12 protein-coding genes and 1 pseudogene are annotated in these 13,994 nt (G+C 46.7%); 1 reads left to right on the top strand and 12 read right to left on the bottom strand.

All coding sequences use genetic code 11. From position 1 onward, the window contains the following. Positions 1 to 205: 205 nt before the first annotated feature. Together K7P76_RS29670 and K7P76_RS29675 are read right to left on the bottom strand one after the other, a co-directional pair. The gene (locus K7P76_RS29670) at positions 206 to 430 is read right to left on the bottom strand and encodes a helix-turn-helix domain-containing protein (protein ID WP_232189714.1); all 225 of its coding nucleotides are present in this window, start codon (positions 428 to 430) and stop codon (positions 206 to 208) included. Positions 431 to 632: 202 nt separating this feature from the next. Then, positions 633 to 1,220 carry a YhcN/YlaJ family sporulation lipoprotein gene (locus K7P76_RS29675; RefSeq protein WP_232189715.1) on the bottom strand — a complete coding sequence of 196 codons (588 nt, stop codon included), beginning with the start codon at positions 1,218 to 1,220 and terminating at the stop codon, positions 633 to 635. A gap of 198 nt (positions 1,221 to 1,418) precedes the next feature. Here K7P76_RS29675 and K7P76_RS29680 point away from each other — a divergent pair, with 198 nt between their 5' ends. Then, a complete protein-coding gene (locus tag K7P76_RS29680; protein WP_373692545.1) occupies positions 1,419 to 2,405 on the top strand; it encodes a ketoacyl-ACP synthase III in 987 nt (328 codons plus the stop codon). Here K7P76_RS29680 and K7P76_RS29685 read toward each other — a convergent pair. From K7P76_RS29685 to K7P76_RS29730, 10 genes and pseudogenes are all read right to left on the bottom strand, one after another. Continuing rightward, positions 2,402 to 2,593: a hypothetical protein gene (locus tag K7P76_RS29685; protein ID WP_232189717.1), complete on the bottom strand. Its 192-nt coding sequence runs from the start codon at positions 2,591 to 2,593 to the stop codon at positions 2,402 to 2,404. The two genes, K7P76_RS29680 and K7P76_RS29685, sit on opposite strands and share 4 nt — an antisense overlap. A 154-nt stretch (positions 2,594 to 2,747) precedes the next feature. Further along, the gene (locus tag K7P76_RS29690; RefSeq protein ID WP_232189718.1) at positions 2,748 to 7,175 is read right to left on the bottom strand and encodes a hypothetical protein; all 4,428 of its coding nucleotides are present in this window, start codon (positions 7,173 to 7,175) and stop codon (positions 2,748 to 2,750) included. Positions 7,176 to 7,190: 15 nt separating this feature from the next. Further along, positions 7,191 to 7,973 (bottom strand): annotated as a pseudogene (locus K7P76_RS33820) (Athe_2463 domain-containing protein); the annotation flags it as partial. A 12-nt stretch (positions 7,974 to 7,985) separates the two neighbouring features. After that, positions 7,986 to 9,242 (bottom strand): S-layer homology domain-containing protein, encoded by a 1,257-nt coding sequence (locus K7P76_RS29700; protein ID WP_232189720.1) that lies wholly within the window; start codon positions 9,240 to 9,242, stop codon positions 7,986 to 7,988. Positions 9,243 to 9,374: 132 nt separating this feature from the next. Then, positions 9,375 to 9,710: a hypothetical protein gene (locus K7P76_RS29705; RefSeq protein ID WP_232189721.1), complete on the bottom strand. Its 336-nt coding sequence runs from the start codon at positions 9,708 to 9,710 to the stop codon at positions 9,375 to 9,377. A 34-nt stretch (positions 9,711 to 9,744) separates the two neighbouring features. Continuing rightward, positions 9,745 to 10,005, bottom strand: coding sequence for a hypothetical protein (locus tag K7P76_RS29710; RefSeq protein ID WP_232189722.1), 261 nt, complete (start codon positions 10,003 to 10,005; stop codon positions 9,745 to 9,747). Between the two features lie 444 nt (positions 10,006 to 10,449). Further along, positions 10,450 to 11,163, bottom strand: a complete 714-nt coding sequence (locus K7P76_RS29715) for a glycosyltransferase family 2 protein (protein WP_232189723.1) — start codon at positions 11,161 to 11,163, stop codon at positions 10,450 to 10,452. Further along, positions 11,160 to 12,179, bottom strand: coding sequence for a hypothetical protein (locus tag K7P76_RS29720; protein ID WP_232189724.1), 1,020 nt, complete (start codon positions 12,177 to 12,179; stop codon positions 11,160 to 11,162). The genes K7P76_RS29715 and K7P76_RS29720 overlap by 4 nt, the downstream gene beginning before the upstream one ends. 2 nt (positions 12,180 to 12,181) lie before the next feature. Next, positions 12,182 to 13,048: a glycosyltransferase family 2 protein gene (locus K7P76_RS29725; RefSeq protein WP_232189725.1), complete on the bottom strand. Its 867-nt coding sequence runs from the start codon at positions 13,046 to 13,048 to the stop codon at positions 12,182 to 12,184. A 192-nt stretch (positions 13,049 to 13,240) separates the two neighbouring features. Beyond that, a partial coding sequence (locus K7P76_RS29730) for a WIAG-tail domain (protein WP_232189726.1) occupies positions 13,241 to 13,994 on the bottom strand: 754 nt, incomplete at its 5' end.

Genomic DNA, 13,994 nt, shown 5'->3' on the forward strand with positions numbered 1-13,994 from the left:
AAATCCGCACTCAGCGGGAATAATTGAGTAAGTTATTGCATACCCCCTCTGCATACAGAAGAGCTTCTCCAGCTTTACGAAGCGGAGAATTTTTCTAAAGAAAACCTGCAAATCAAAAAGCCTTCTCCCCCGCACCCGATCAGGAAGCGAAAAAGAAGGCTGGCGCCAGTTGATGCAGCGGAAATTAACGGTGCCACATTCTGCTTTAGATCTCTAGCTCCCCGAGCTTAATAAGCTCGACAACCGCTTGCGAACGACCTTTGACATTCAGCTTTTGCATCACATTCGAGATGTGGTTGCGGACCGTCTTCTCGCTGATAAACAACTGCTGCGCAATGTCGCGGGTCGTCTTATCCTGCACTAGCAGTTCAAAGACTTCGCGTTCCCGATTGGTGAGTAGGAATTTGCTTTTATGGTCGCTGCCTTTCAACGTTTGTCACCCCTCCTTGCCCGGGAATGTGTGATTACAAGGTATAGGGATACAGTCAACTTTATCATATGAAAGGGTTTTTCGTGTGGTGCGGAGGCCGGCGAAAATGGGCTTGGGAATACTTGGAAAATAAAAAGCCGCGCTCGAAGTCTATTCGACTCGGAGTACAGCTCTATTCGCGAACAATATTAACCGCTCAATATTAACGGTTGCGTGTACCTGAAGGAGCCGGGAATACTCGTTCGACCAGGGCATTGAACTCGGCAAGGAAGCCTTGGATCGGGTGACCTCGCCTTACGTCGTTCGCGTAACCTTGCATCCTGCTAGTAAAGTCCGGATTAGCGGATACGTACACGTTCTCGACCGACGGAGACATCGCTCTGACTTGATCGGCTATCTTATCTTTCATGGCATTCGCTAATTCCATGCTGTGCGCGCTCATCGCGTGACGATCCTGTTTGACGGCGACATAAGCGCTATGATCCGTCATCATGACAAATGCGGAACCGATGCCGGGCATCTTGGCTATTTTGTCCGCGACCTTGTCGCTTGTCTGAAGACGGGAATTGCCGTGCATCCCGATGACGTTGTTATTTTCTTTTCTTTCGCCATATTGCGATCGGTTCTGCGCGTTATCCTGATCGTTGGCGAACCTCATCTTCATTCCGCTTCCGACGGAGTTCGGGCGAATGTTCTTGTTGCCAAGATCTCCCGTCTTGTTGCTCATACATCCCGATAAAGCAATTGCGGATGATAGTAAAACACTGGTGATAATCAAGCCTTTACGCATGAGAAAATTGACCCCCCCTTTGTTAAGAGCTCAGCGATTTCCGCTCATGTGTAGAATGCGTTAGGAGGACATCATTTATTCGGCTGAACCTTCAGACACGTTCTTATCATCCTTGACAATTCAGTATTTCGGCAGTAACATAATGTTATTGATACCTGGTACTAATACTTGGTTGTAACCCATGGAAAGGGAGGGATTATTGTGACCCAAACGTCCAAATTTCCCGCTTTTGCTTCTAATTCGCATATTACGGCTATCGGTAGTTATGTACCCGAGAAAACGATCACCAATTCAGATATCGAGAAATTAGTGGATACGGATAACGATTGGATCGTGCGGCGTACCGGTATTGAGCAACGTCATCAAGCTGCCAGCGATCAGCTTACAAGCCATCTGGCCATAGCCGCAGTAAGGGATATGCTGAGCAGATTTCCCGATATATTCCCTCAAGACATCGATGGTATTCTTGTTGCAACCACTACGGCGGATAGGCCGTTTCCTTCCGTTGCATCCCAAGTACAGGAAGCTATTGGCGCAACAAAGTGCCTCGCCGTTGACGTCAGCGCTGCCTGTGCCGGATTCGTAACCGCGCTGCAAATGGCGAATGGCTTAATCTTGACGGGCGCATACCGTAAAATCGTCGTGATCGGAGCGGAGACTCTAACTAGAATAACGGATTATACAGACCGCTCAACCTGCATTCTATTCGGTGACGGTGCAGGTGCCGTACTTGTTGAAGCCGCGGCAAAAGGCGCGTTTCTCTCTTCTAACGCATCTACGGACGGATCTGGCGGCATTCAGGTGTATATTAACGACAGCCAATATATTGTGCAGAACGGACGAGAAGTCTACAAGTGGGCGTTGACGACGGTTCCGAATGGTGTGCTTGATCTGCTGCAAGCGGTTGGCAAGCGAATAGACGAACTGGATTGGTTCGTTCCGCACAGCGCAAACCTGCGGATGATCGAAGCGATCTGCGAACGCTTGGAATTGCCCCCTGAGAAAGCTTTAGAAAGCGTGGTCCGCAACGGAAACACTTCGGCTGCTTCTATCCCGCTCGCTCTTGACGCAGCATACAAGGAAGGCAAGCTCAACTCCGGACAGCTCATCGCATTGTACGGCTTCGGCTCCGGCCTGACCCAATCCGGTTTGCTTCTTCGCTGGACATTAGAACAGAAGGTTTAATTAGATTGCCCCCTGATTAAACGGGATAACCCTTTATAGAGCGAAATGGTTGGTTTCCAGTCCAGCACCGATACAGCGCGTTGCGGTGACAGCCTGCTCATTCGGACGTCTCCGCTGCGGCCCGACTCGTATATTCTTGTTTGCCGGCTGCCGGTAAGCTTCTCGCACATTCGGCTAATCGGTACCAAGGTCGCCACGCCTGTCGAAATGTTCTCTATGCGTATCGGCAGGGTTGGACTTGGATACTTACCCGTCCATAGGACAAATTTAGGCGGGCAAAAAGCGCCCGTTCTCTCGAAGCAAACTCGGGAGCACGGGCGCTTAGCCTGCATTTATTCATTTTTATTGGATGCGATGAACCTGAACATAGTCATCTACCGTATCCTGCAGCCGAATCGGGACGACGGACGTTTTCGTTGTTCCGTTGCTGTAAGTTACCGTGAAGACGTAGGAGTATGCTCCTTGCGTTAAATCTTTAAAAGAAATATCCGTATCGCTTTCGCGAAGCAAACCTTTCCATAAGATGGCTTGAGGGGCTACGGCGGTTAAGCTTTTTTGCAGGTCCGGAGTCGCGACGGCTTTAATGGATATCGGCTTCGTACCCGATGTTCCAGTGTCCGTAACCGTCGCCTCTAGCGCGAAGGCTTCGCCTGCCCAGAACCAATGGGAAGGGCGCGGGGCGCTCGTGTGCTTCTCATTGTAACGAAGACGATTCGTCTCCCATGCATCGGTATGGTTAACGTAACCTTGGATGCCGAGCGGACGAACGAGCATCGATTGGGTTCGCACTACCGGGACCGCTTTTCCATCGCTTATCGTTTGCCGGATCGTCCATGTTCCTACGGCTGTAATGCCATTTGGCAATTGAAAATCTGGTCCTGTTGAAGCATATGGATAAAAGCTATTGAAGATTGTGTCGAATCGCATCGTACCGGAAGCGTCCATGATCTCGTAACGAATGGTCAAAGGATCGCGTTCGTTATCCCCTACACCGATTGAGCGAATGTGAAGCAGGTCACCCTCGTAGATAGGCATGGCGGTGTTAGCTGGATCATAAGTATATCGCTTGAAATCGCCAAAGGGCGGGGTGTTATTGATTAGCTTAATTTGAAGCGAACGTATTTCCGTGTTTCCATTAGGAGTGCGAGCAGTCCACTCGAAGGTGTATGTGCCATCCGGAATGACTCCAGTTGGGGTAAAAGCTGCACTCCATTGCTTGCTGCCAATTCCAACGGTTGAAGACACCGTCCCAGTAAGCGTCAGTAACTGTTGAAAGGACTTGCCTTTAAAAGCCGCGACCGTGACTTGGTGCGGATATTCCGTCGTATTTGCCGCTATCGTAAACGGGTAACCGACGACGATCGTGTCCGTCGTAAGACCGTCTGGTTTACGGATATCCGGCACAAGATTGATCGGAGTCAGAACCTTGACGGTAAAATCCTTAAAAGCAGACGTACCATTGGATCCGTTGGCCTGAATGCGATAAGTATACGATGCATCCGGTGTCGTAGCCGGAATTGGAGTAAGCACGTCCGTCCAATCGATATTGCTGCCGGATTTCGTACCCGTGAAATAGGGAACGGTTTTATTGAGGTAGCTGCCCATCGTAAATTGAATCCCTACCGATAACGGGAAACGCGTCCATAATTCATAGGCAATCAGGCTCTCGCTTGCTGGAACGCCTCCTGCCAAAGTAAATGCCGGTTCCGCGGATTTCAATTTCGCCTTAAGTTGTGGCGGAGGCGTGGCAGCCAGCGTAAAGTCTAAGAGGAACGGATCCGACCAAACGCCTTCGACATCCTTCACCAAATACTCGAGATGATAAGTGCCTGGTTCCAACTGTTCAGGTACTTTGTAGAACCAATCTCCATTAAATTGATATTTGATTTTCCTATCTGCGATTCCATGATTAGTCGGGTCGCTAATGTTATGATCCAAATCATAGGATTGATCCACCCATGATGTTTGGTAACAGTTGCAGTTGGTATCATAAGTCCAGTCTAAGGTTGCTAAAGCAATTGGTTTGCGGTGCACTCGTACGATCGTCTTCGACTCGTTCGAGTAATAGCTATACCGCGCAAGCTTCGGATCGGCGCTTGGCTGATCCTTAACATGACGGAAGATTGTGTATTCTCCCGGTAATGCAAAGCTCGTTCGCAATGACTCTGTCGACCAAATCGGCGGATCGACGTTTCTCAACGCGAAAGAAGCATGACCCGTTGGATTGTCGAAATACTTCTCGTCATGAACATACATAGTTTGCTTCGCAATAATCGGATCGTTCTCAACGTCATCTTCCGAAGTCAGCAATTGAAAGCTCTCATTGGTCAAGACTAGCTGAGATGCCGTGGGTGGATTCAATGAAGCAATGTAGTCCACCGCGCTTTGAATGAGCGTTTCAATAGTCTGCCCTTTATTTTCTATGAAAAAGTTGCTGGTAACCTGCGCCTTAATCGCTGGACTTCCAATGAGAATGACTTTGGCATCGGACTGGCTCTTCGCTCTATTAAAATCAGCAAGCTCATTAATAGTACCGTCCGATATATAGATCATATATTTATCCGAAGTCGTCCGAGAATAGGGGTTTGCATACGGCTGTCTAATATCTTTATAGATTGTTCCAGAGTAACTGCCGTACCAGTTGCTTACCCATTGGACATTAGGTGACCATTCTTGCCTATAAGTAGCTGGAACATTTACGGTTTTGTAGGTGGTAGGGACATATACCTGATAGGGAACAGACTTCGTATATGGGTGCGAGGATGCACCTCCGTTGTTCCCACCATTACAACTCCCCGGATGATCATATGGAATTCCACTAGCAGCTGTTCCACTGCACCAGGCCTCATCCCTATACCTTGTTTCGTAATGACCCTCTACGTCCACTTGAGTTTCTGTATGTGCCGGAACGTCGACCACTGTGACATATGAGCCATAATCGTAATAGTAACCGTTATCCGATGCCGATGTGCGATTTAAAGTGCCGCAATAACCTCCTGAGCAATAATTATAGGTATTGGGCGGATACGATCCGGTGTTTAGAGTTGTGGATGCGGGTTGACTATAGGTGTAGGTATGCATGTCCCACACTTGTACATCTGGATTGATGCCTTCCGCACGAAGTTGGTTATTGATCGTTAATGGATTTCCTTTTACATAGTCGATTTTACTCTGCGTCAGGTTCTTATCCAGCATAAAGTAGGCATCGACTTCAGGACGGACAGACGGGATATCTGTGTACAAGTCGGAATAAGGGATGTAGTTGTCGATTTCGACTTCCATTTGCGTTGTTGTCATTCGCTTGTCTGCGGAAGTGAGAAATTCAGGGAACGTCTCTTGCCCGAAATCTTCATCTACGGTTGCTACTATACGGTATTTTCCAAGTTTCTCTATGGGGGGTTTGTATTCTGAACGTGGACCCGAGAACGAATCAATAAGCTCGCTATAAGTCTCGTTGAAGTCCTTGTCGTAATAGACTTTGAAGTTTTGATTCTTGATGGTATCGCCATCCGTGCTGACCGCATCATAAAATAGAGATACACCTTCACCGCGAGCAATCTGACTGGAGTAGGGAGTCATAATGACAGCCGGCGAATAATCGTTCAGAATGGTGAAGTTTAGCACATAAGGTTCAGAAGTTCGACCGAGGGCATTGGTGACCGTTAGGGTTGCCTGATACTCCCCTGTCCGTTTATATAAGAACTCCTTATGATCGGGATTGTCAACCTTCATTCGCCTGTCGACGTCATTCGACCCGTCCAGCGCTGTCCAGCTCCATGTGCTGCTAACAATCGGATAAGCAGCTTGTACGTAGGGATCATTTGCGTTGGGATCACGAGACGTATTATCGATCGACATTTTCCTGTTTTCCTTAAAGCTCCCCCCAAACAGTTTGAATTGGGCTCTCGGTTTCGTATCGTGGACGTTAACGACTCGGTAGGTGTCGCACATGTCCGCGCCGTTTTTATCTTCACCTGGTTTTGCTTCCCACTTCATAGTTATCGTAGCAAAACCATCTGCATCATCGCCGAAAATGTAGCCGCCCGAGAAGAACAAATCCGGATCCACCGATATGCCATTTACGGACACGCTTCTAGAATCTATCCGCGACATGTCAGTATCATCGGATGCATTAAATTCTACGATGTCAAAAGCTTGCGTTGGAATGTTTGGTTTGCATACGAGCGGTGGAGTTTCATCAACGGGTTCGGGAAGTGGTCCTGGTGGCGGTGGGACAGGAATTACATCCCCGCCGATCGTTATTTTCTTTTTAATTACTTTTTGATCAAATTCATGATTGTCAGATTGATATTTCGCGGTTGCAGTTAATATTAGTTCAATGACATCGCCTTTTTTTAATTTTTTATTTATGGGGAGTTTGATATCTTTCACAGTGGCAATTTCGCCTTCACGACTGAGGGTTACTTTTCCATTACTTAATGATGAATAAGTACCTACAGTAAAGAGTGCTTGCCCTGGATAATCTGCTTCGAGTTTCAATTCCCATTCTTTAATATCATAACGGGTATACCATTTCGCTTTAAGATAACGATCGTTGTAATACTGATCATCCATTAAATCTCCAATCAGATTCATGGAATAAGTAAAACTATTGCCTAGCACATTTGAATCGGTTTGAATTTTTCCATCTGACTTCTTTGGACCCGTAAGAACAATATCCGGCTCTAAACCTGGTTTATCCTTGCCCTCCCTTTTAGGAATTGCAAACGTCTGATACCAAATAGCGCCATCCGTCTTTTTGTGCCACATACGCCCCATTCCAGGCGCCCAAACGGTTGGGTCTTGTTCAACGTACATGTAATCGAAAAGATTGTGTTTGGTGTCTGGAGTTATTGTTGATCCGCTCAATGTTGCTGCGTGTTGTACGGTTACATTATCAGACCTAATGATCTTTTTTACATCGGTTACGGCATTAAATAAATAAATTTTATCTGTGTCGTCGGCCTCAAATCCTTCTTCCAACATGGGACTTACCTTACCAGGTTTATCAGTTCGCCCATCTAATAGAGTGCTTTTCCAAGGTTTATATACCCAAAATCGAGTATCCGGATCGGTTCCTTTTTTGGAATCATTTATAAAAAAAGGGTTTGAGTAAAGCGTTCCCGCCCGATCATAACCCAAATATCGATATTCACCATATGGATTATCAATGGGAAACGCAGGGTGTTTTCCTCCATACCCTTTTGTTCCATCTTGATATACATTACCGTTAGAGGGATCTTGCCATCCCTTCTTAAATCCATATCCAGCCCTGTTTTCGGAAATGCTTTCAAGAACGGGGTTTTTGTCTTCATCCATCTGGATAAAAGCAATCACGCCGAGTTTGTCGAAGAGTGTTTGATTGAATGGATATGACTGGTTTTTAGCATTTAGAGAACTACATTTAGGGAAATTCGTTGGAGGCGTAACCCAAGCATATTTCTTTTCACATATATCTATTGCTGATAGCGCCGCAGAAGCCACCTTGGGATACAAAGGCAGAAGCGATAATAGAAAGGCTGCTAGAACTAGATAGGTAACTGTTTTCCTTTTTAGTCTTCTACTCATTCGATCCCCACCTTATTTGTCTTGATACGCCGAAATGGCGACGCTTAGTATATTTCGACCGCTTGAAGAAATAAGGACTTCTCTTTTACCAATCGTTTTCTTGATGTTTAATGTTCTATTTGCAGTACTAATATTATCGTTAATTAATTTACGAACTGCTGCTGCATCATTACTGCTAAAAATAAGAGATAGGAATTTATCGAGTGTTTCGGAAGTGCGATCTAAGCTATCAGACTTACCGTTAATAACAACAAAATATACATTTCCCATAAAATTAATTCCCATATCGTAATACTGTTCGGGGTCGGTGAAATCTTCAAAGTAGAATAATTTCCTAATTGCTTTTTCCTTTGCTTCCTCGTCTTTATAGTAATCCAAAGTTCCAGAGTTACTTAAATAAGAACCCTGAAATTCTTCAAGGGTGCTATTAAGAGTATCGTAAACCTTTTTCATTTCAGCATTCGTGAAAACAAGTCTTTGAAGGTCTGTATAACCGTAAAAAGGAACATCGGAATACGGAACACCTGTCATAACGGGCATATAAGGATTCCGAATCGATTTATTATTTATCCGTTCAATAATTGTAATGGCTTCTGCACGTGTAATTTCTTTCTTTGGTTTCCATGTCCCATCCGGAAAACTAGTCATGATACCGCGAATCATTCCTCCACCTACGTCAGCTCGATAATACTCTTCAATTTTGGTAAAATCCTTCAATTTACTCACTGCGAGATTAGCATAAGAATTATAAATTCCACCGACTAAATAATTGTCTACTCCCATTACAATTCCTACTGTTCTTTCTCGGGTTAATGGCTCAATATACCTACCCTCAAATTCATTGTTAATAATACTGAAATCTTTCGCTATGTTTACATAGTTAATGTACCAAGGAGAACCTTGAGTAAACTTGTATTGAACTCCATAAAACATTTTAGATTTCACATGTTCCGGAATACGATCTAGAGTATCTTTAGACCAATTAACCACTCCACTCTCGTCTTTCTCCGTAAGAGACAAGATAAGCATAGAAATAAACTGCGCAGCAGTTACTGATTCATTAGGCCGGAATGTTCCATCCGGGAAACCTTTCACATACCCCTTTCCTGCAGCATTCATAATAGACGCATAAGCCCAATGGCTAACAGGGACATCCTTGAATTTGATCGCAGCAGCTGAATTAACAGACTCTTCAGCGTACACAGGCAGAGAAACGACCACCAGCATCAGAATCGCCGCCAATACAGATAAAATCCATTTTTTCATCATAAACACTCCTTCGAATTGGTTGTATCACTAGCTTTCTAACAAAAAAGACATAAAAAAGAGAAAGCACGGCCGACATCGGTTAACGTCTGCGGGTGCTTCCTCGCGTTTGATATCCTGTTTTTGGATAATTTATTATATGAACAACAGTTCCATTTCGTCAACTATTATTCTGCCGAATGTGTCGAACGATCGGTTATTGTGCCAGAAGGTTTGTAAATGATGCCCCTCCTCGTCGGTAAAATATTTAGTCCGTACAGGAGAGCTTCCCAATTTCGTTTTGGACCTTACCCTGGCGTAATCATCCCCATTTACGTAACTGATGAATTTCCATGCGGCTTCGATATTGGAAGATTTGGCATCGATCGCGAGAATTTGATCTAGCGAAGTACCGTCTGTCACATTGGGATTCTGGGGATTCACAGGCATCGTAACGACATCCCAATTCTTAATGGCCTTTTCTTTGTTCACTTCTTGCGCCTGTTTGATCTGACTCAATAAATTATTATCGAATGGATTGAATCACTTTCTGTGAGGTTTCTAATACGGCTTTCCATGACCCTAGAGTGCTTCCGATTGATGTTCCAAGATGAAACAGATCATAGATGTATGGATTGGTTTTAATCCCATAAATCCGTTCTTCGCTCGTTCCACTCGTTGGAAACCGGGCAGCCAATTGCAGCAAGCTATCCCAACTCATCCCATCCTCGGGGAGAGGCACCTCGTACTTGGTGAACAAATCTTTGTTATATACCACCAACGACAAACACATCGTCCGGTGGTATTCTCATTGTTATTTCTTATTAGACCTGCCGCTCATAAGCGATCTGACGGCCATCCTCGAAGCCTTTGGCAAAGCCTGCGTTGTATTCCTCGTTATAAGATTGGTTATATCCCGAATTGTAAGCGTCGCTGCTCGTCGAACGCTTCTTTCTAGCTTTTGAGCTTCATAGGAGTCGTTCGTAATATGTGTGTACAACCAATTGCGGACCTTTTTAGCCTCCGTGTCTTTGACTGCGACCTTCTTCCGAGCAAAAGCTCATAAATCACGGCCGCTTCCTAATACATCCGCAGTACTGACCAAGGCCGACCGGCAGCAAAAGCTTATTCGTCCAGTAGGTGAGTAGTTTAAACAGCGTAACCGTTCCGTCCGCCAGTATACCCGCCTTCAAAACCAGCCCTCAAATCAAATGAACGATCCCTGGTCCAATTACCATTTATCCATGAACAATTGATAATTGCGCTCGACCAGCTTTTGCTGTTCTTGAATGCCTTCCTGCAGGAGGGTGGCACTGCCCTCATGGTAAATGAGGGTATCATGGCAGACAAGAATGCTGTATCCAACAAGCTTTGCGCGAAGGCAAAAGTCATCATACTCGTAATCTCCGACGGAAAACTGCTCATCCAACAGGCCGATTTTGTCCATGAGCTCCCGATGAAAAACAAAACAGATGCCGACAACTCTTTCAAACCGCTTCCATTTATTCGGATTTGAAACATTCACTTCTGCCGCAATTCTTTGAAATTCATCGATATTCTCAAAAGGATAGTGGGCCTGCTGCGGACCGCTTGCATAGTTGGTTATGGGACCAACAATTCCAATGTCGGATCCGCTATAAAGCGCTGCAGATAAATTACTTAGCCATCCATGCGTAACCAATGTATAGCTATTCAACAGAACCAACGTATCGCCGGATGAAAGCAACAAACCTTTGTTGCAGGCAACCGAAAACCCTTCATTACGGGGAAGGGATATAAACGGAACCTTCTCTCTCCGGCACCACTCTACTGTTCCATCCGTTGAAGCACTGTCAACGACAATAATCTCGTAGGGGATGTCGGTATGCTTGCGAATGGATGAGATACAACCTTGTAGAAAATCAAGCTGATTATAAGTCGGAATGACAATAGTTGCTTTCTTCATCGTTCCCACTCCCCCAGAACACTTCGGTTACGGGTCGAATCGGCAAAATTCAACCGGCTGCCCTGGGCAGTCATAGCTTCCCGCCACGCTTCGATATGATCCCCCGCCGCTCTTCTCCATTTTTCGTTGGAAGCCGAACGTTCGTAATGACTACTGGATTTCACCGCACCGCCGATACCGATACGCAAACCGCCGAGAATAGCCATTGCGTGCGCTTTAGCCGGAACCGCAAGGTTTGAGATCCCCATCGTATCGAGTGCATGCCGAGAAAGAGCAAATGGCAACGATGATAAAGAATTGGCTTTTAAATCCTTACGGTTTAAGCTTCTATTCAGAAATTCATGAAAACGCTCGATGCCCGCTCTTTGATAAAACAATCCCAGCCTTGTCGAAATATCATTTAACGCAATATCCACCCGGCTTTCGCATTCCCATATGAAACGCGCCAAAATGTTCGCATCCACTGCTTGTTCCCCGTCGACGAACAATAGTGTATTCGCACTTGTCAGCTTGGCACCCAAGGACCGTTCGACGTCCGGATCTACCGCTTCGGGAAAATGGACAACCACTGTATTTTTGTAATTGCGTGCAATAGTAAACATTTCATCCGATGCGTTATGAAGGACAACGACAATTTCTTTAAGAGGTAAAATGCTGAGCTTCTTCAGAACACTTTGCAAATCTATCGCACGATTGCAGGCGCAAACGACAGCGGAGGCAGTGTTTCGGAGAGGAACAGGAATTATTTTTGAATATAAGCCGACACCTTTCATAAATCCGGAGGTGTAGCTCTTTCCCCTTTGGAGAATGACCTTCCAATCTCCCCCCTTCCCTCCAGCCCTTCGGTGGAAATATTGGCTCCAGTTCTTATGTGCAGCTTCTTGCAGTTGACCCGGGCTGTCGTTAAAAGCTTCGCTTTTTCGCCAATTTATTCCGTCCTTTACCCCAGTGGAACGGTCCCGTAACAACACATTTTTCAAATGAATTTGATTGGGAATACTTCGTCTTTTATTCATCCTTACCTCACCATCCATCGTTGACGATCCCCGTCTTCATATCCACCCCGGGAATCCGTTTTTCTCAACCACCATTGAATAGCTTCCAAATGATCTCCCATGATAAGCGGCGTCAAGGAATGCTTGCGCTCACGTTTCAGACGCATCGGATTTAGCTGTCCGACGTTCACATGAATTACCCGACGGACATTCAACCCTTTACAGATTGCCATCGTGTGCGCCAAGGGAGGCACGGACAATGCGGATGTGCCAATGATATCGAGCGCTTTGCGACTGAGTGCATGAGGAACCGCCGTAATGGAAGAACCTTCTAAATCTGGTCTACCGAGCAGCTGGTTTAAAGCATGCTTGGCAAGAACGACTCCGTGGACAGTAAACTTTTTCACCGGACCAGAATAATCGTTTAATGCCACATCCGCTCCTTGAGTTACGGCATCGACGAATGCTCTTAGCGTGGCTGCCGGGATGACCATGTCGGCGTCAATGAACAGTAAGATGTTCCCTTGTGCTTCCCTTGCTCCTATCGATCTTCCGACATCATGACCAAGCGGATGTTCGTACATCAGCACCTTCGCGCCGCTTTTTCTGGCAATTTCCAGTGACCCGTCTGTAGAGCCGTTGACAACAACAATAACTTCCGTTTGCGGATGCACTCTTGAGGCTTCACTTAAAACTCTTCGCAACGTTTTTCTTTCATTCATGACCGGTACGATAACGGAAACGAAGGGAAAAGAGCCTTGTTCATTAGGCGAATCGATGTTGGGACTCTCCTCTTTGAACTTCTGCTTTCCTTTTGACAATCGCCGCGCTATTTTACTCCGTCCGGACAACGGGGAACGCCCCCGGTGTTTTCCGAACTTATTCGCCATTCCATCAACCCCCTCAGACTCGGGCAACGGTATACATGACATTGTATGTGTGTCGTGTGTCTATTCGTAACGGCATATGTACTGTACTTAAGATCGTCACAGGTATGCCAAAAAGCGGCACCTACTTTGTCGGTGCCGCCGGCGCATAATTCTCGAATTAACAAGCCCATTTTCGATCATTGGTCATTACAGCTATGCTTCCGTTTTAGTCCCGATTGCAATCCATTGAATCCAGCCTTGAGGCTCGGGTCCGAGGCGAGTACGGATGATTTCCAGTTCCGCTTCGTGTGCCCGTTTGCAGCCGAGAATACATCTGCAGGACGGATGGTCCGACATTGCAACCAGAATGTAAGAGTCATCTGCGAATGGAGATGAGAAGGCAACGGTAACCTTGATCGTTTCCACTGCGCCTTGAAAAGCATAATACTGGCTCCCGAAGGCGAGGGAGATTCCTGGCAATTGAGCCGCCACCGGAAAGAATGCCAGCTTCGCCCCGCTGATGCTTCCGTCGGCCAGATGCTCAGTCGTCACGCTGCCTGCTCCCAGCTTCGCCCCGCTGACGCTTCCGTCGGCCAGATGCTCTGCCATCACGCTGCCTGCTCCCAGCTTCGCCCCGCTGACGCTTCCGTCGGCCAGATGCTCAGTCGTCACGCTGCCTGCTCCCAGCTTCGCCCCGTTGACGCTTCCGTCGGCCAGATGCTCAGTCGTCACGCTGCCTGTTCCCAGCTTCGCCCCGCTGACGCTTCCGTCGGCCAGATGCTCAGTCGTCACGCTGCCTGCTCCCAGCTTCGCCCCGCTGACGCTTCCGTCGGCCAGATGCTCAGCCGTCACGCTGCCTGCTCCCAGCTTCGCCCCGCTGACGCTTCCGTCGGCCAGATGCTCAGTCGTCACGCTGCCTGCTCCCAGCTTCGCCCCGTTGACGCTTCCGTCGGCCAGATGCTCAGTC

Source organism: Cohnella silvisoli (assembly GCF_021190915.1).
In the GTDB taxonomy this organism is placed as follows: Bacteria; Bacillota; Bacilli; order Paenibacillales; family Paenibacillaceae; genus Cohnella; species Cohnella silvisoli.

What these genes read in the sequence shown, in the direction of transcription:
- K7P76_RS29675 (WP_232189715.1), bottom strand. Translation starts at nt 1,220, where the DNA reads ATGCGTAAAGGCTTGATTATCACCAGTGTTTTACTATCATCCGCAATT.
- K7P76_RS29690 (WP_232189718.1), bottom strand. Translation starts at nt 7,175, where the DNA reads ATGTGGCACAAAAAGACGGATGGCGCTATTTGGTATCAGACGTTTGCA.
- K7P76_RS29700 (WP_232189720.1), bottom strand. Translation starts at nt 9,242, where the DNA reads ATGATGAAAAAATGGATTTTATCTGTATTGGCGGCGATTCTGATGCTG.
- K7P76_RS29715 (WP_232189723.1), bottom strand. Translation starts at nt 11,163, where the DNA reads ATGAAGAAAGCAACTATTGTCATTCCGACTTATAATCAGCTTGATTTT.
- K7P76_RS29720 (WP_232189724.1), bottom strand. Translation starts at nt 12,179, where the DNA reads ATGAATAAAAGACGAAGTATTCCCAATCAAATTCATTTGAAAAATGTG.
- K7P76_RS29725 (WP_232189725.1), bottom strand. Translation starts at nt 13,048, where the DNA reads ATGGCGAATAAGTTCGGAAAACACCGGGGGCGTTCCCCGTTGTCCGGA.